The following is a 16,570-nucleotide window of genomic DNA, read 5'->3' on the forward strand; positions in this document are numbered from 1 at the left end:
GCGGGGGATGGCGCGCAATTGCATCATTCCGGTTCCACGCTCTCCGCGAGGCGCGCGACGGCGCGCTCCATATGCTTCTCCACCGCGCTGACGGAAATGCCAAGCCGCGCCGCGATGTCGAGATACTTCATGCCCTCAAGCCGCCTCAAGACGAAGATCACCCGTGTCCGTTCGGGAAGCTCGAGCAGTACCGCGGTCGCGCGGGCCAGCCGTTCCCTTTCGAGAAGGACGTGCTCGGGCGAGAAATCCACATCTCCATGATTTCTCTCGTCGAATTCGTCGTGCGCATCGGCGTGGCGGCTGCGGCGGCGGCGCAGGTGATCGGCGAAGACGCTGGAGGCGGTCTGGAACACATAGCCGCCAAGATGCTCCACATTGGCTACATCTCCGCGCTTGAGCAGGCGTTCGAACACCTGCTGGACCATGTCGTCGATCTCGGATGCGTCGCGCACCCGCCGCGCGAAATAGCGCTGCAGCGACGCACGAAAGCCGGCGTTCAGCGCCTCGAACGAGGCCTGATCGCCGGCTGTGTCGGGGCGAGGTGCGCGAGGTGTTACGACCGACCCTCTCCCTTCATGGTGCGCGCGTTACTTGGCATCCGCTTTGGCCGAGGCATCGGGCGTGACCTCGGCCTTCCAGGCGGCCTCGGGCCGCAGATATTTCTGCGCAAGCGCCTGGATGTCGGCGGGGGTGACCGCCTCGAACTGCGGCACCACGGTCAGTGTCTGCGGAATATAATAAGGCCGATCGACGATATAGGTGAGCTGGCCGAGCCACCAGCCATTGGTGTTCTGGCCGCGCTTGGCCGATTCGACCAACGGCTCGCGCGCGCGCTTCAGCTCGTCCGCGCCGATCGGCTTTTCGCGCAGGCTCCTGGTGATGTCGTCCATCGCGGCGAAGAAGGCGGGCAGCTTCTCCGGCGCCGTCTCGGCCTGAACCGAGATGGTGCCATATCCCTTGTAGGTGTCCGAATAGCTGGCCGAAACGCCGGGCGAATAGGCCAAGGCCTGCTTTTCGCGGATCTCGTCGAGCACGCGCAGCTTGAGCACCGCGGCGAGCACTTCGATTCGCCGCGCTTCGCCCAGATCCTGCACCACATCGGTGGCCGGCCAGGCGATGAAGCCAAGGCCCTGCTCCGCCAGCCCCTTATGGGTGAAGTGGAGCGGTACCGGCGTCGGGGCGGGGAAACGGCGCTGGTCGGCACCGGGCGCGGGGGCAGCTGCCGCGGGCCGAGGCGGCAGCGCACCGAAGGTGGTGGCGGTGACCTTGATCGCTTCGTCCACCGTCATGTCGCCGACCATGGTGATATGGATCGGCCCGACCGCCAGCAACGCCTTCAGCCCCGGCCGCACTGCATCCATCGACCACTGCGACAGGGTCTCGGGTGGGACCACCGCTGTGCGCTTGTCGCCGCCGGCGAGCAGTTCCTTCGCCTGCACGCTGAACGCGCCGGCCGGCAGCGCCAGCGTCGCCTGGTACATTGCCGGATAGTTCGCCTTGGTCTGCTCGAATTGCTGGCCGCGATAGGCAGGGTCGGTCAGATAGGCTGCCATCACCTGCATCTGGAGCTGCAAATCCTCGCGCCGCGTGCCGCCGCCCAGCAGGAACTTGTCGCCCAGGGTGTTGAGCCCGGCCCCGACCATGTGGCCGTTGAGCGACCGGCTCATCTCGTCGACCGTCATCTTGCCCAGGCCGCCCGATTGCAGGCCGCCGATCGTGGTGGCGCGCGGATCGAGCGTGTCGGGCGAGAAATTCTGCTCGCCGGTGCCGGTCAGCAGGTTGATATAGATCGAATCCTTGCTGAAGCTGGTCGGCTTCACCGTCAGCGTCACCCCGTTGGTGAAGGTGACGACGGTGGTGCCCAGTCCGGCGATCTCGCGGCGGTCCTTGACGGTGCCGGGCCTGCCGAAATCGGTATAGGGCCAGGGCATCTTGATCCCGGCGGCGGGCGCCGCGACCGCGACCGCGCGCGAGCCCTGCAGCGCCGCCGCGACGGCCTTTTCGCCGCCCTCGATCTCGACCGGAGAGATCAGCATGGTCAGCGGGCCGCCACCGGTGAAGACCGGCTTGATCGCCTCGTTCACTTGCGCCGCGGTCAACCCTTTCACCGTCGCCTCGAACAGCGCGAGGTCGGTCTTGGGCGCGGTGAACACCTGACGATCGTTGACCGCGCCCAGGATGCTGCCGGCAAGACCGCGGGTGTTGCGGGTAGGGGCGCCCTTCACCGCATTCTCCAGCGCAGTGCGATAAGCGGTCACCTCGCGCTGCAGCTCGGCATCGGACACGCCATACTGAACCAGGCGGCGCTGCTCCTGGTCGATCGCTTCGAGCGCGGGCTTCCATTTGCCCTGGATGAATTGCGCGGTGACGGTCGCGACCTCCAGGCTGCGCATCAGGCCGGAATCGCTGGCGCTGGCGTTGAGGAAGGGCGCGTTGTCGGTGCGCGACAATTCGGAGAGCCGGCGGTTGAGCACGGCGAGGCCGAGATACTGGATCGTGTCCAGGCGCCGCTTCGCGACGGTGTCCGGGCGAAGGTCGGGCGCGCGGGTCCAGGCGAGCGAGATGCCGGAGGAGACGCCCGGCTCGACCGTGACATGGGTTTCGGGGCCATGCGTGGCGACGGTGCCGAGATCGGGCTCGGGGCCGTCCGGCGCCTTGGGCTGCCAGTCGGAGAAGCTCTTCCTGATCTTCGCTTCCATCACCGCGACGTCGAAATCGCCGACCGCGACCATCGTCGCGCGGGTGGGGCGGTAATAGCTCTGGTAGAAATCGACGAAACGCTCGCGCGGGGCGCTGTTGATGATCTTCAGGTCGCCGATCGGAAAGCGCGATGCGATCTTCTGCCCCTTGGCGAGCACGTCGAGCGTCTTGCGCGAGACGCGCAGCGCCGGCGAGTTGCGCAGCCTTTCCTCGCCCGCGATCACACCGCGTTCGTCGACGATATCCTCCGGGTCCATCGTCGCTTCGGACACCTGCTCGCGCATCACGTGAAGCGCGGTGTCGACCGTCTCGTCATTGGTGCGTGGCAGCTCGAGCTGGTAGAAGGTCTGGTCGAAGCTGGTCGCCGCATTGAGATCGGCGCCGAACGCCAGGCCCAGTCGTTCCAGGATGTTGATCAGCTCGTTCTTCGGGATATTGGTCGTGCCGTTGAACGCCATATGCTCCATGAAATGGGCGAGGCCGAGCTGGTCGTCCTTCTCCATCAGCGAGCCCGCGTCGATGCGCAGCCGCAAGGATGCCTGGCCGGGCGGGGTGGCGTTCTTCATGATCGCATAGCGCATGCCGTTGGGCAGCGTGCCGGTGCGGACATCGGGATCGGCCGGTACGTCGCTCGCGATCTGCGGCCAGGGTTGCGAGGGCTGGGATTGAGGCTGGGCGGTGGCGGCAACGCTCGATTTCACATCGGCTTGCGCCAGCACCTGGGGTGCGACGAGCAGGGCCGCGGAAGACGCGGTGACCAGAAGAAGCAGGCGGCGCGAACTCGACATCAATCATTCCTCCACAAGGTGCGCGATGCCCGTCTCGGTGCAAGCCTTCGCTATGGAGCGCAGAGATGTTGCGGCTCCCCCACCCGAGGACGCGATGATAGTGGATTTCCCCATCTGCCCGGTGCAATTTTTTTGTAACGAAGCGTCCCGCCCGTAGCGGCAGTGACCTTTGCGACGATCGTCAGCCCTCGCGCGCGCTCGGCAGAACGGCCGTCGCCTCGATCTCGATCCTGGCGGCCGACTCCATCAGCGATGACACGGCCACCACGGCCATCGCCGGATAGTTTCGCCCCATATGCTCGCGCCACGCCGCGCCGATCTCGGTGAGCGAGGCCAGATAGGCGTCGCGATCGGTGATGTACCAGGTGAGGCGGACGATATGTTCCGGCCCGGCATCGCCCTTGGCCAGGATGGCGAGGATGTTCTTCAGCACCTGGCGGAACTGGCCGACCAGGTCGTCGGCTACGAGGCGTTCCTGCTCGTCCCAGCCGATCACGCCGCCGGTGAAGATCATCCGCCCCTCGGCGAGGATGCCGTTGGCATAGCCCTTCGGGCGCGGCCATCCGTCGGGGAGCAAGGTCTGGTGGATTGTCATGTCGTTGTCCCCGAGCCGAGCCGTGCATGCCACGCTTCCGGCCACGCCATGGCCTTTCCGTCACCGTCCGTCAGGACCTGCACATAGGTCGCGGCGAAGCGCGGTTCGCCAGCGCAGCTGATCGTGGCAGTCAGCGCGATCGAGGAGCGACCGGGATCGGCACCCGCAACCACGATGTCGAGCGTCTCGCCAAGCCGGCATGGCCGGACGAAGGTGACGTGAAGATCGACCGTCGGCAGCGCGAAGCCGAGCCCGACATGCATATGCGACCGCGTGACGCCGATACAGGCCTCGGTCCAATCCTCGATCGCTGCGTCGACGATCTCGAGCAGCCGCGGATAATAGCCGATGCCGGCCGGATCGCAGTGCGCGAAGCGAACCGGATAGGTGCCGCGGAATTCGGTGGTCATCGCGCCACCCCGGCATCGGCGAGGTGCGCTCGGGCGATCACGATCTTCTGGACCTCGGAGGAGCCTTCATAGATGCGTAGCGCCCGGATCTCGCGGTAGAGCGCCTCGACCGGCACGCCCTTCACCACGCCCATGCCGCCGAAGATCTGCACGGCCTTGTCGATCACCTGCTGGGCGCGGTCGGTGGCGAAGAGCTTGGCCATCGCGGCTTCGCGCGTGTTGCGCCGTCCCGCGACATCGCGCGTCCAGGCCGCCCGATAGACGAGGAGCGCGGCCGCGTCGACGTCGAGCGCCATCTCGGCCAGCTTGGTCTGGGTGATCGGATTGTCCGAGAGCCGGGCGCCGAACAGCTGACGCGAGGCGGCCCGATCGGTCGCGTCGTCCAGCGCGCGGCGCGCGAAGCCGAGCGCGGCGGCACCAACCGTGGTGCGGAAGATATCGAGCGTCGCCATCGCCTGCGCGAACCCCTTGCCGCGCTCGCCGAGCAGGGCGGAGGCGGGAAGCGCCATCCGGTCGAAGCCGATGGTGGCGAGCGGATGCGGCGCGATCACCTCGATCCGTTCGACGATGGACAGGCCCGGCGTCTCCGCCGGTACGATGAAGGCGGAGATGCCCTTCGCACCCGGTGCTTCGCCGGTGCGCGCGAAGAGGACATAATAATCGGCGATGCCGCCGTTCGAGATGAAGGTCTTGGCGCCGTCGACGACATAGCCGTCCGCGGTGAGCGTCGCCGTGCTGTCCATGCCTGCCACGTCCGATCCGCTGGCGAGCTCGGTCAGCGCGAAGGCCGCGATCCGGTCGCCGCGCGCGACGGCGGGCAGGTAATCGGCCTTCTGCTCGGGCGTGCCGAACAGGCTGATCGTGCCCGATCCCAGGCCTTGCATCGCGAACACGAAATCGGCGAGCCCCGAATGGCGCGCCAGCGTCTCGCGGATCAGCGCGAGCGAGCGCACGTCGAGTGCGTCGTGCACCCCGCCATAAGCCGCGGGCACGGCATAGCGCAGCCAGCCGCCGTCACCGAGCTGGCGGACCAGCGTGCGGCAGGCCGCATCGACATCGTCGCCATGATTGTGGCCCAGGGTCGCGCCGCACCAGGCGTCGAGATCGCGCGCGAGTGCCCGGTGGGAATCGTCGAAGAACGGCCAGTCGAGGAAGGTCCGGTCGCTCACGCTCAATTGCCTTCGAATACGGGCCCGCGTTTTGCGGCGAAGGCTTCGAAGGCGCGGCGGAAGTCGGCGGTTTGCATACAGATCGCCTGGGCCTGGGCCTCCATCTCGATCGCGACGTCGAGGCTGACCGCCCATTCCATGGTGAGCTGGGTCTTGGTCATGCCGTGAGCGAAGGTCGGGCCATCGGCGAGCGCGCGGGCCATCTTGTTGGTTTCGCTCGACAAAGCGTCGGGCTCGACCAGGCGGTTGTAGAAGCCCCAGCGCTCGCCTTCCTCCGCCGACATCGAGCGGCCGGTGAAGAGCAGCTCCGACGCGCGGCCCTGGCCGATGATGCGGGGCAGGAGCGCGCAGGCGCCCATGTCGCAGCCGGCCAGGCCGACCCGGGTGAACAGGAACGCCGTCTTCGCCCGAACCGTCGCGATGCGCAGGTCGGACGCCATCGCCATGATCGCGCCGGCACCGGCGCAGATGCCGTCGACCGCGGCGATCACCGGCTGCGGGCAGGCGCGCATCGCCTTGACCAGGTCGCCGGTCATGCGGGTGAAGGCGAGCAGCGCGGGCATGTCCATCTCGGTCAGCGGGCCGATGATCTCATGCACGTCGCCGCCCGAGCAGAAATTGCCGCCGGCGCCGGTGACGATGACCACTTTCACCCCGGGCGCGAAGGCGAGGTCGCGGAACAGGTCGCGCAGCTCGGCATAGGAATCGAAGGTGAGGGGGTTCTTGCGCTCGGGCCGCGACAGCGTGATCGTCGCGACGCCCGTATCATAGGCCCAGGCGAAATGCCGCGGCGTGTAGGTTTCGGGATTCATGCGGCTTCCCCTCCCGCGACGATGATGGATTGTCCGGTGATCGATCCGCTGTCGGGATGGCAGAGCCAGGCGACCGCATTGGCGACTTCGCGCGGCTCGATCAGCCGCCCCTGCGGATTGAAGGCGGCGAGATCGGCGCGCGCCGCGTCCGCGGTCCGGCCGGTCTTGGCGACGATGCCGGCGACGGCGTCCGCGACCAGATCGGTATCGGTGAAGCCGGGGCACACCGCGTTCACGGTGACCGCGCTCTTCGCCAGCTCGGCGGCAAGCGCCTTGGTGAAGCCGATCGCGCCGTGCTTCGCGGCGCAATAGGCAGTCGTATAGGCATAGCCCTTCACGCCCGCGGTGCTGGCGATCGTGACGATCCGGCCCATCGGCGCGGCCTTCAGGTCGGCCAGCGCCGCCTGGGTGCAGATGTGCAGCGCATCGAGGTTGATCGCCATCATCGCCCGCCAGTCGGCCAGCGTGGTGCGCGCAAAGGGTGCGCTGCTGGCGGCGCCGGCATTGTTGATCAGGATCGCGATCGGGCCGTTGACGGCGCGCGCGCGATCGAAGGCTGCCGCGACCGCCTCCGGATCGGTGACATCGGCCGGCGCGACATGCGCGCCGATCGGGCCGGCCACGGCCCGCAGCGGCTCGGTCCGCCGCCCGACCAGGGTCAGCGTCGCGCCCTCCCCGGCGAGGCGCCGAGCGATCGCGGCGCCGATGCCGGTGCCGCCGCCGGTGACGACGGCATGAATCCCGTCGAGCATGGTCATGCCTTTCCTTCCGCCATGTCGGCCGCGCGCTTCAGGGTGCGCGTGAGCTGAACCTGGCCGTTCTGATAGGGTGGGGGAACATGAATCCCGCGATAGTCGAAAGCGGCGGCCGCGTGCAGCGTCCAATAGGGATCGACGAGATGCGGCCGCCCCAGCGCGACCAGATCGGCGCGGCCGGCGGCAAGGATCGCGTTGACGTGATCTGGCTCGAAGATGTTGCCGACGGCCATGGTCGACAGCTTCGCCTCGTTGCGGATCTTGTCGGCGAAGGGCGTCTGGAACATGCGGCCATAGACCGGCCTGGCCTCGGCCCAGGTCTGGCCGGCGGACACGTCGATCAGGTCGGCGCCGGCATCGGCAAAGGCGCGGGCGATCGTCACCGCGTCGTCGGGCGTCACGCCCGCATCCGCCATCCAGTCGGTCGCGGAGATGCGCACCGACATCGGGCGCTCGGCCGGCCACGCCGCGCGCATCGCGGCGAATATTTCGAGCGGATAACGCAGCCGGTTCGCCAGGTTGCCGCCATAGTCGTCGGTGCGGCGGTTCTGCAGCGGTGTAATGAAGCTCGACAGCAGATAGCCATGCGCCGCGTGCAGCTCGACCATGTCGAACCCGGCATCGACCGCCATCCGGGTGGCAGCGACGAACTGATCGCGCACCTGATCCATATCGTCGCGGGTCATGGCGCGGGGCTGCGCATTGCCGGCGGTCCAGGCCGTGTCGGCCGCGGCGATCAGCGGCCAGTTGCCGGTTTCGAGCGGCTGATCCATGCCCTCCCAGCCAAGCCGGGTCGAGCCTTTCGCCCCGGAATGGCCAAGCTGCAGGCAGATGCGCGCTTCGCTTCGGGCATGGACAAAATCGGTGATGCGCCGCCAGGCCGTCACATGATCGTCCGCGTACATGCCCGGACATCCCGGCGTGATCCGGCCATTGGCCGAGACGCAGGTCATCTCGGTGAAGACGAGCCCCGCGCCGCCTTGCGCTCGCGCGCCATAATGGACGAGATGGAAATCATTGGGCGTCGCATCCTCGCCCGCCGAATAGGTCGCCATCGGCGACACCACGACGCGATTGGCGAGGGTCATGTCGCGCAGCCGGAACGGCGCGAACATCGGCGGCACGGCGCGGTCCGTCTCACTGCCGGCGCCGGCATGGAACCAGCGCTCGACGCTTTCGAGCCAGGGCTTGTCGCGCACGCGCAGATTCTCGTGACTGACGCGCTGCGACCGGGTCAGCAGCGAATAAGCGAACTGGATCGGCTCGAAACCGAGATAGCGGTCGAGCGTCTCGAACCATTCGGTCGAGTTGCGCGCGCTGTTCTGGAGCTTCAGCACCTCGACCGATCGCTCGGCCTGATATTCCGCCAGCGCCGCCTCGCGCGAAAGGCCGGGGCGGTTGAGCACCTCGGCCAGCTTGATCGCATCCTCGAGCGCGAGCTTGGTGCCCGACCCGATCGAGAAATGCGCGGTATGCGCCGCATCGCCGAGGAGGATCAGGTTGCGATAGGCCCAGCGCTCGCACAGCACGCGGCGGAAATTGAGCCACACCGCCGCCCCGCGCAGATGGCCTGCGTTCGACATCAGCGCGTTGCCGCCGAGATAGTCGGCGAAGATCGTCTCCAGCCGCGCGATCGTCTCCGCCTGGTCCATCCGGTCGAAACCCAGGCCGGCCCAGGTTTCCGGCGCGCATTCGACGATGAAGGTCGAGGCATTGTCGTCGAACCGGTACGCGTGCGCCCATATCCAGCCGGCCTCGGTCTCCTCGAACGCGAAGGTGAAGGCGTCGAAGTCCTGGCGCGTGCCGAGCCACATGAACTTGTTGCCGCGCACCTCGATATCGACGCCGAAATGGGGCGCGTACCGATCGCGCATCCGGCTGTTCACACCGTCGGCGGCGATCACCAGGTCATAGCCGTTCCAGGCATCGAGATCGGGCGCCGCCTCCTGCTCGAAGTGGAGCCGGACACCGAGATCGCGGGCGCGGTCCTGCAGGATCGAGAGCAAGGTCTTGCGCCCGATGCCGATAAAGCCATGGCCGCTCGACCGGATCGTCTCGCCGTGAATATGCACGGCGATATCGTCCCAATGGGCGAAGGCGTCGCGCACGACCGCGCCGCTCACCGGATCGTTGGCGATGAGGTTGGCGACGGTCTGGTCGGAAAACACGACGCCCCATCCGAAGGTGTCGCCATCGCGGTTGCGTTCGAACAGGTCGATCTCGCAGGCGGGATCGCGCAGCTTCATCGAGATCGCGAAATAGAGACCGGCGGGTCCGCCGCCCAGGCAGGCGATCTTCACCAGGTCTCTCCAGCCAGGGCGCGCAGCTTGAACCGCTCGATCTTGCCGGTCGCGGTCTTGGGCAGCGTGTCCAGGAAATGGACCCGCCGCGGATATTTATAGGCGGCGAGCGATGCTTTCGCATGCGCTTTCAACGCGGTTTCCAGCGCCGGGTCGCAGCAGGTGCCGGGTGAGGCCACGACGAAGGCGACCGGCTTCACCAGGCCGTCGCGATCGGCCGCGCCGACAACCGCGACTTCGGCGACCGCGGGATGCTGCGCGAGCGCCGCCTCGATCTCGAACGGGGAGACATAGATGCCGTTGACCTTGAGGAGATCGTCGGCCCGGCCGCAATAGAGGAAGCGGCCCTGATCATCCTGGCGGAACTTGTCGCCGGTCCTGACCCATCCGTCGACGAACACCGCGGCGTTCCTCTCCGGCTTGTTCCAATAGCCGAGCGCGCGGGTCGGCCCCTTCACGAACAATTCCCCGATCTCGCCGGCGGGGACCGGTCCACCAGTCTCGCCGCGCAATTCGAGGCGATAGTCGCCGACGGGCCGGCCGGTGGCGCCGGGGGTGATGTCGCCGGGGCGATTGGACAGGAAGATGTGGAGCATCTCGGTCGACCCCATGCCGTCGACGATCGGGACCCCGAACCGCGCCAGCCAGCGCCGGCAGAGTTCGGCGGGCAGTGCTTCGCCGGCCGACACGCAGAGCCGCAATCGCGACAATGCTTCGGCGGGGATGCTCTCCTCCGCGAGCAGCGCGGCGTAGAAGGTCGGGACGCTGTAGAGGATGGTAGGCAGATGGAGCGCCATGCGGGACAGCACCGCCACCGCGGAAGGCCGCTCGGCCATGAGGATCGCGGTGGTACGGTGCCACAGCGAAAAGAGCACGCTGTTGCCGAAGCCATAGCCGAAGAACATCTTCGACACCGAGAAGCTGATATCTTCCCCGGACAAATGCAGCACGTCCTCGGCGAACTGCGCGGGCGCGGCGATCATCGCGCCGTGCGAATGCATCGTGCCCTTGGGGCGCCCGGTCGTCCCCGAGGAATATTGCCAGATGCACACGGCGTCCGTGTCGACCATCACCGGGTCGGGCACGGTCTGGCCGTCCTCGATACCGGCCGTCGCATCGCCGATCACGATCGTGTCGGGAAGCGGAAGGCCATCGAAGCGCGGTAGCGCCGCCTGCGACACTGCCAGCAGGCCCGCGCCGCTATCCTCGATCAGATAGCGATAATCATCGGCGGCCAGTTGCGGATTGACCATGACCGGCACCACACCGGTCCAGATCGCGCCGAGGCAGGCGACCACGAAATCGACGCTGTCTTCGGCACAGAGCAGCATGCGCGTGCCGGGCGCGATGCCCCGGGCAGCGAGATGGCCGGCGAAGTTCCGGACGCGCTGCGCCAGAGCGGCGCGTGAGCAAGTGCCCGCATCGTCGATGAAGGCGATCCCGTCGCCATCATCGGCACCGCGCGCGAGCATCGCAACCGCTGCATTGACCGGCATCTCAGCTCACTCCGGTCACAACCGGGTCCGGACGCTGAGCAATTCGGGGAAGAACACCGTTTCGAGCACCTTGGCGAGATACTGGACGCCCGCGGTGCCGCCGGTGCCGGTCTTGAACCCGATGACGCGCTCGACCGTCTTCAGATGGCCGAAACGCCAGAGCTGGACGTGATATTCGACATCGACCAGCTTCTCGGCGAGCTCGTACAGATCCCAATATTGCTTCGGGTTGGCATAGACCGCGGCCCAGGCGCGCTCGACCTCGGGCGAGGGCTGGTAGGGCAGGGTGAAGTCGCGATCCAGCCGGTCGGCGGGGATGTCGAATCCTCGGCGCGCGAGCAGGCGCAGGGCCTCGTCATAGAGGCTCGGGGTGTCGAGTTCGGCCGCCAGGCGATCATGCACCTCGGGCTCGGCCGCATGGAGATCGACCATGCTGGCATTCTTGTTGCCGAGCATGAACTCGATCTCGCGATACTGGTCGGATTGGAAGCCGGAGCTGGTGCCGAGTTTCCCGCGCATCACGGTGTAATCGGCGGGCGTCATCGTCGCGAGCACTTCCCAGCTCTGGATCAGCTGCGCCTGGATGCGCGCGACGCGGGCCATCATCTTGAAGGCCGGCGACAGATCGTCGGCGATCACATGCGTCCGCGCGGCGCGCAGCTCGTGCAGGGTGAGCTTCAGCCAGATTTCGGACGCCTGGTGGATCGAGATGAACAGCAGCTCGTCATGGGCATCGGTGAGCGGCCGCTGGCAGGCGAGGAGATCGGAGAGGCCAAGATAACTGCGGTAGGTGACGGTCGCGCTCATCTGCCCTCCTGTGCCGTTCTCGTCGCTTGTCTCCGGCAGGAGAGTCGTACCGCCACTGGCCGCGACCATTGTTCGCGGATTCGCCTTTTCAGGCACGGCTGGTAGAATAGATCGCGCTCCAGTGGCATTTTGACGGAACGATGTTCTGCTGAGCGGGAAAGACGAGGACAATTGATGGATCGCATCGATCGGGACATTCTGAGCGCGCTCGAGGCGGATGCGCGGCAATCCTATGCGTCGCTGGCGGAGAGCGTCGGCTTGTCGAAGACGCCGTGCTGGAACCGCGTCCAGGCGATGGAGGAGGCCGGGATCATCACCGGCTATCGCGCCGACATCGATCCGGCGCAGATCAACCTGGGCGTCATGGCCTATATCCAGGTCATCATCGATTCGGCACGCCGGGAGGCGTTCGAAGCGGCAGTCCTCGACACGCCCGCGATCCTTGAATGTCACACGATTGCGGGCGACGGCGATTATGTGTTGCGGGTCGCGTGCCGCGACGTCGACGATCTCGACCATCTGCTGCGCTTCGACATCGTCGTCCTGCCCGGGGTGCAGCGATCGTCCACCATGGTGTGCCTCAAGACGATCAAGCGGGGCGGGCGCGTGACCCAGGCGGCCCATGCCCGCGAGGGGTTTTCGCAAGCCTGACGCGCTTGCCGGCGGGAACGTCCGATGCCGGAAACCTGTTTGCGGTTGAGCCGGATCTTTGAAGACTGGCGCCCCGTGCAGGATAAACATAACGAATATATTTCGCCGTTTGTACTACCCTAATATCGCCTGAGGTCGTCGCTCGCCGCCCTTCACCACCCCGTGCGGTCCCGAGTGCTACTGCGGCGGCGAGGGTGGCAAGCGCAGGGGGAATGCCAGGCCCGTGTTCTCCGGCGCGGTACCCGGCCCGCCATTGGTGTTCTGCGACGCGATGACTAGCCAGCGATCGCGCCGCTTTTCTACCAACATGGACATCAGCCCGACACGCGGCGGGCGCGCTGATCCGTCGAAATCGCGGTCGCCGGCGATCCGCCACGTCCATCGCACGAACATCAGGTCCGGCCTGACGGGCCGGACATCGATCTCGAGCGGCGTGATGGTCGAGCCGCGGAAGCGGCCGTCGAAAAGGCGCTGATGATAGAGGGTAAAGTCCTTGCGGCCATGCAGCCAGGAGCCGCCCACAGTGACAAAATCGATCTCCGGCGCCATCAGCATGCCGAGCGCCTCGCCGTCTCCGCCTGCCCAGGCGGCGCTGAACTCCCGGGGAATCGCATTCAGTGCCGCGAGATCGGAGGGAGCCGGGGCCTGAGCCCAGGCGGTCGATGCAATGACGAACGCAGCGAAAAAGGCGAGGATGCGCGACATGGTCATCTCCTGTCGGCCTACGAGCAACGGACGCGCGTCCGTTGAAACTCCGTCCGTTTCGAGAATCGAAATCAGAATGAACGCTACTTACAATCTTTGCGTACCTAGTGCGGCGGAATTTCGATCACTTATTCGCCGGGCGAATGCGGATTGCGGCAGGTGGCCACGGAAGAAACCAAGCGACTCCCGCACCATCCCCCTTAAGGAGGATACCGCCCTCCTCCCTTGCGACATCAATCGCTCCTAGGAAATCACCGTCCTCGATAACAAGGTTCACGCTTAGCCTACCTTCTTGACCGTCTGGATCGATGAATGGGCCACCGATAAATGTCACCTCCATCGGCACCCTCTCGTCTTCACCCACTGCCTTGTCCTTCCTCAAAATTTCTTTTGCCGCGTTATCTGGCGTTGCGAATGGAAGCGCCAATTTCACTTGCCTTTTGGGTCAGCAACCTCCGCACGTCCTCGCAGAGATTCGTAGTAAGCTGCCCAGCTTGAACTACATGACCATATATGGCGGTCATTTTGTCCATATCCTCATTTTGGAGGTCTGCCCGCAATGTCATGATTAGTTCGCTGCACTTTTCATCATACACCGCGAGCACCGCTGCGAGGTCTGGAAGGTAAAGCGCCACCAGCGACCGTATCCTGCCAAGGTTGAATTTTTCAATCTTTGAGCCGGTTGCGTCCCTCCGATTGAGAATCCCAATTGCCGTGACGATCTGTTGGGACGCGAGGTTTTGGAGCAGGTCCAGCTCGGAGAAGAGTTCTTCTACCTTCGTCCTCATTAGCGCCGCATCGTCCCGCTTATGCGATTTGCGCAATTCCCGCATTCTGAAGCTGCCAGTGATGAAGCCCCCGCCCCAACCGGCCAGCGCGGTAATCGCGGCAATTAATGCAGTGCTATAGTCGGCCATCGCTGATCTTCCTTTCGAGACGATCTGCAAACAGCTAATCAACCACCTCCGCAGGCGCATCGGTCTCAGCAACCTGCCGCTCAATCTCCTCTGCAAAGAGGCGAAGCATTGGAGCAAGCTGTTTCGCAGCCTCAGCCTCAATTTCCGAATAGGAACTGTCGGCAGGCTTATCGACAAGCGGGATTGTCAGATTGAAGATGTGGAACTCGCTCACTCCGGCCTCTTCAACGTGCCCCTGAATTTGAAACGCGACCTCAAAATAGGCGGGGCTGCCGGGCTGGGCTGCATTGTGGGTGGTGACGTTGCCCTGCTTAACAACCGAGGCGGGTATGGCCTCGATCCCACCGCGATAAGTCAACGTACCAAATCCGATTTTGAGGTTTTGAATTTGCACCATTGATCTCCCAAACGTTCGCTATATGTACCGCCTCACGCGGCGGTTGCAAATGGGCGAATGAATGGGTTGGGTGCGTTTGCTGGGATGGGAGGATTTCTGTGGACCTTGTTTCGAGCATCTCAACCGCGATCGACATCGTGAAGAAGCTCCGCGAGCTTGACCGAAAGGTGAGCGAAGCCGACTTCAAGATGTTGCTCGCGGACCTAACAAGCCAGCTTGGAGACGCGAAGCTCGATGCCGCTAATCTCAAAATCGAGCTTGCCGACGCGAGGGGGCGTGTCGAGGAGCTAGAACGGCAAGCGACGCAGCGCGCTTCCACCGACCCTGAGTTGGACGAGGGCGCGTATATCTTTGGCGACCCTTCCCGACACTACTGCACGGGTTGCTACGACAAGAATGGACGAAAAATTCTGCTCAATGAGCTTACTGGTCACTGGACCTCTTTCGGGAAATGGGAGTGCCCAGCCTGCGACAAGACATTTGGTCCCTCGACACTCTGAACGGCTGGTGCTTTTGATGGAAAAACGAATGAGCTTCCTCGACGACCTATTGGCTGGCGGTCCTGACTATCGAGTTGTTCTCGATATAGGAGGTGCCGTTTTCGGGCCGGTGGACGACTCGGAAGAAGCTACGGAACGGTTCCAAACGGTTGCCGACAGGATCAGGGCCAACGATGGCCTCGGCTATCGCTTGGTCGATAGGCTCACCCACAAGAGCAGCGAGTACGCGCAAAGCTATATCGATCGTTTGGTGATCAACTTCTAGAGACAGGCGCTTAGTGCTGTTGCGCCATAATACCGGGTATTTGGCGCACCCGACAGGATTCGAACCTGTGGCCTCTGCCTTCGGAGGGCAGCAATCATTTCAAGATTCTCCTACTACTTTGCGCAGCTTAATGCCAGTGATCTTTTCGGCTTGTACGCGCCCTGTACGAAACGCCTCCAGAATCTTGTCGTCGGACCCTTCGCCGTGCGTATAGGTGCCGTCGAGCAATTCGGTGTCATCCCAGCCGCCATATTGCCCGACCGCCTTCTTATCGACGCCCTGTCGAACGCGCATTTCCTGCCCGAAGCCGTGGCGGCCGGCGGAATGCGGCGGGAGGTACGGAATGCCCGCTTTCTTGCAGGCGGTCATCCAGCCCTTGCGCGGGCCATCCTTGCTGGCGAACCCGAATACGCGCTTGTTCGCCTTGCGGCTCGTATCCCAGCCGCGCGGCACCTTTGGAGGCAGCGCCTTCAGTTCGGCTATCACTTCCTCTGGCAGCATCACCACGCGATCGTCATGGCCCTTGGCGCCGGGAATGATCGCCTTACCCTCGGACAGCTTCAGGTTGTCAGGATGCATCTCGACGGACTGCCCGACCCTGGCGCCGGTCGCGAACATGAAGAGCGCGAGCGCGGCGTGATAGCGCCCGGCATGCTGGCGGAACTTCAACAGCCATTCCCAGCTACCCGGCGTTTTCGGGACGCGGCTTTTCTTGCCTCGCCTGCGGTCCTGCTTGACGCGCTCCTCCTTCTCGAATCCCTTGATCCGAATGGGCGGGCATTTGCCCAGCTCGTGCGCGTTGTTGATGACCGATCGCGCGGGCGTGACGACCCATCGCCGCCATGTGTCGGTCGCGTTCTTCGGATACAGATCCTTGCCCAGATCGCGAATCATCTTCGCGGTGATCGCCTTGACCGGGAGATTGCCCAGCCTGGCTGAAATGGGGATCAGATACTTGGCCATATCCGGGCCGGCGTCGTAAAGGACCACGGCATCGTTGAAGGTGAAGACATGCTCTTCGTGGGCATCGCCTAGGAGGTAGCGCCGCTCTTCAGCTTCCTGCCGGTTCGTGATCCATTGCCTTGCGCCAGCCTCTGAAGATGCGCCAGTGCTTTCGCGGATGTAGTCCGTGATGGGGAGCCCGTTGTATTCGATGCGCCCCTTTGCCCACCACGTGGGGCCTCTTTGATATGGTTCGAGCGGCATACGCCATCCTCTAAAATGCGGTCTATTTGCTCGGGCGTGATAATCATCGCCGCGCCGAGAATGTGGCAGGCGCCGAGCGCGCGAGCCTTTTGCCGAA

General features: G+C 64.9%; 17 protein-coding genes and 1 tRNA gene. 3 read left to right on the forward strand and 15 right to left on the reverse strand.

Features of this window, described 5'->3' with window-relative positions; all coding sequences use genetic code 11:
• Window positions 1–23: 23 nt before the first annotated feature.
• The 10 genes from AC1RT8_RS06990 to kynA all read right to left on the reverse strand — a co-directional run bounded on the left by AC1RT8_RS06990 (window position 24) and on the right by kynA (window position 11,832).
• Entirely contained in the window at window positions 24–500 is a 477-nt protein-coding gene (locus AC1RT8_RS06990) for an RNA polymerase sigma factor (protein ID WP_493075563.1), read from the reverse strand.
• 87 nt (window positions 501–587) lie between these two features.
• Window positions 588–3,488, reverse strand: coding sequence for a M16 family metallopeptidase (locus tag AC1RT8_RS06995; RefSeq protein WP_493074879.1), 2,901 nt, complete (start codon window positions 3,486–3,488; stop codon window positions 588–590).
• Between the two features lie 181 nt (window positions 3,489–3,669).
• Entirely contained in the window at window positions 3,670–4,083 is a 414-nt protein-coding gene (locus AC1RT8_RS07000) for a RidA family protein (protein ID WP_493074880.1), read from the reverse strand.
• Window positions 4,080–4,493: an acyl-CoA thioesterase gene (locus AC1RT8_RS07005; protein WP_493074881.1), complete on the reverse strand. Its 414-nt coding sequence runs from the start codon at window positions 4,491–4,493 to the stop codon at window positions 4,080–4,082. Before AC1RT8_RS07005 ends, AC1RT8_RS07000 begins: the two co-directional genes overlap by 4 nt.
• Window positions 4,490–5,662, reverse strand: coding sequence for an acyl-CoA dehydrogenase family protein (locus tag AC1RT8_RS07010; RefSeq protein ID WP_493074882.1), 1,173 nt, complete (start codon window positions 5,660–5,662; stop codon window positions 4,490–4,492). The genes AC1RT8_RS07005 and AC1RT8_RS07010 overlap by 4 nt, the downstream gene beginning before the upstream one ends.
• Before the next feature lie 2 nt (window positions 5,663–5,664).
• On the reverse strand, window positions 5,665–6,474 hold the full coding sequence (locus tag AC1RT8_RS07015; protein ID WP_493074883.1) for an enoyl-CoA hydratase family protein: 810 nt from the start codon (window positions 6,472–6,474) through the stop codon (window positions 5,665–5,667).
• Window positions 6,471–7,232 (reverse strand): SDR family NAD(P)-dependent oxidoreductase, encoded by a 762-nt coding sequence (locus AC1RT8_RS07020; protein ID WP_493074884.1) that lies wholly within the window; start codon window positions 7,230–7,232, stop codon window positions 6,471–6,473. Before AC1RT8_RS07020 ends, AC1RT8_RS07015 begins: the two co-directional genes overlap by 4 nt.
• On the reverse strand, window positions 7,229–9,529 hold the full coding sequence (locus tag AC1RT8_RS07025; RefSeq protein ID WP_493074885.1) for a bifunctional salicylyl-CoA 5-hydroxylase/oxidoreductase: 2,301 nt from the start codon (window positions 9,527–9,529) through the stop codon (window positions 7,229–7,231). The genes AC1RT8_RS07020 and AC1RT8_RS07025 overlap by 4 nt, the downstream gene beginning before the upstream one ends.
• Window positions 9,526–11,025 carry a benzoate-CoA ligase family protein gene (locus tag AC1RT8_RS07030; RefSeq protein ID WP_493074886.1) on the reverse strand — a complete coding sequence of 500 codons (1,500 nt, stop codon included), beginning with the start codon at window positions 11,023–11,025 and terminating at the stop codon, window positions 9,526–9,528. The genes AC1RT8_RS07025 and AC1RT8_RS07030 overlap by 4 nt, the downstream gene beginning before the upstream one ends.
• Before the next feature lie 15 nt (window positions 11,026–11,040).
• The gene (kynA, locus tag AC1RT8_RS07035; protein WP_493074887.1) at window positions 11,041–11,832 is read right to left on the reverse strand and encodes a tryptophan 2,3-dioxygenase; all 792 of its coding nucleotides are present in this window, start codon (window positions 11,830–11,832) and stop codon (window positions 11,041–11,043) included.
• A 174-nt stretch (window positions 11,833–12,006) separates the two neighbouring features.
• Here kynA and AC1RT8_RS07040 point away from each other — a divergent pair, with 174 nt between their 5' ends.
• Complete coding sequence (locus tag AC1RT8_RS07040) at window positions 12,007–12,483, forward strand: Lrp/AsnC family transcriptional regulator (RefSeq protein WP_493074888.1); 477 nt, start codon at window positions 12,007–12,009, stop codon at window positions 12,481–12,483.
• Between the two features lie 177 nt (window positions 12,484–12,660).
• Here the strand turns inward: AC1RT8_RS07040 and AC1RT8_RS07045 are convergent, their stop codons facing one another.
• From AC1RT8_RS07045 to AC1RT8_RS07055, 3 genes are all read right to left on the reverse strand, one after another.
• A complete protein-coding gene (locus AC1RT8_RS07045) occupies window positions 12,661–13,188 on the reverse strand; it encodes an SgcJ/EcaC family oxidoreductase (RefSeq protein ID WP_493074889.1) in 528 nt (175 codons plus the stop codon).
• A 398-nt stretch (window positions 13,189–13,586) separates the two neighbouring features.
• Window positions 13,587–14,105: a hypothetical protein gene (locus tag AC1RT8_RS07050; protein ID WP_493074890.1), complete on the reverse strand. Its 519-nt coding sequence runs from the start codon at window positions 14,103–14,105 to the stop codon at window positions 13,587–13,589.
• Between the two features lie 34 nt (window positions 14,106–14,139).
• The gene (locus AC1RT8_RS07055) at window positions 14,140–14,499 is read right to left on the reverse strand and encodes a hypothetical protein (RefSeq protein ID WP_493074891.1); all 360 of its coding nucleotides are present in this window, start codon (window positions 14,497–14,499) and stop codon (window positions 14,140–14,142) included.
• A gap of 101 nt (window positions 14,500–14,600) precedes the next feature.
• On the opposite strand from AC1RT8_RS07055, the gene AC1RT8_RS07060 reads away from it, so the two are divergent.
• Both AC1RT8_RS07060 and AC1RT8_RS07065 read left to right on the forward strand, forming a co-directional pair.
• Window positions 14,601–15,002, forward strand: a complete 402-nt coding sequence (locus AC1RT8_RS07060; RefSeq protein WP_493074892.1) for a hypothetical protein — start codon at window positions 14,601–14,603, stop codon at window positions 15,000–15,002.
• A gap of 28 nt (window positions 15,003–15,030) precedes the next feature.
• Window positions 15,031–15,267, forward strand: a complete 237-nt coding sequence (locus AC1RT8_RS07065; protein WP_493074893.1) for a hypothetical protein — start codon at window positions 15,031–15,033, stop codon at window positions 15,265–15,267.
• A gap of 41 nt (window positions 15,268–15,308) precedes the next feature.
• Here AC1RT8_RS07065 and AC1RT8_RS07070 read toward each other — a convergent pair.
• A tRNA-Arg gene (locus AC1RT8_RS07070) sits at window positions 15,309–15,410 on the reverse strand.
• Window positions 15,367–16,473, reverse strand: a complete 1,107-nt coding sequence (locus AC1RT8_RS07075) for a tyrosine-type recombinase/integrase (protein WP_493074894.1) — start codon at window positions 16,471–16,473, stop codon at window positions 15,367–15,369. Before AC1RT8_RS07075 ends, AC1RT8_RS07070 begins: the two co-directional genes overlap by 44 nt.
• Between the last annotated feature and the right edge of the window lie 97 nt (window positions 16,474–16,570).

The sequence above is a fragment of the Sphingomonas sp. GW821-FHT10F11 genome, from assembly GCF_058809095.1.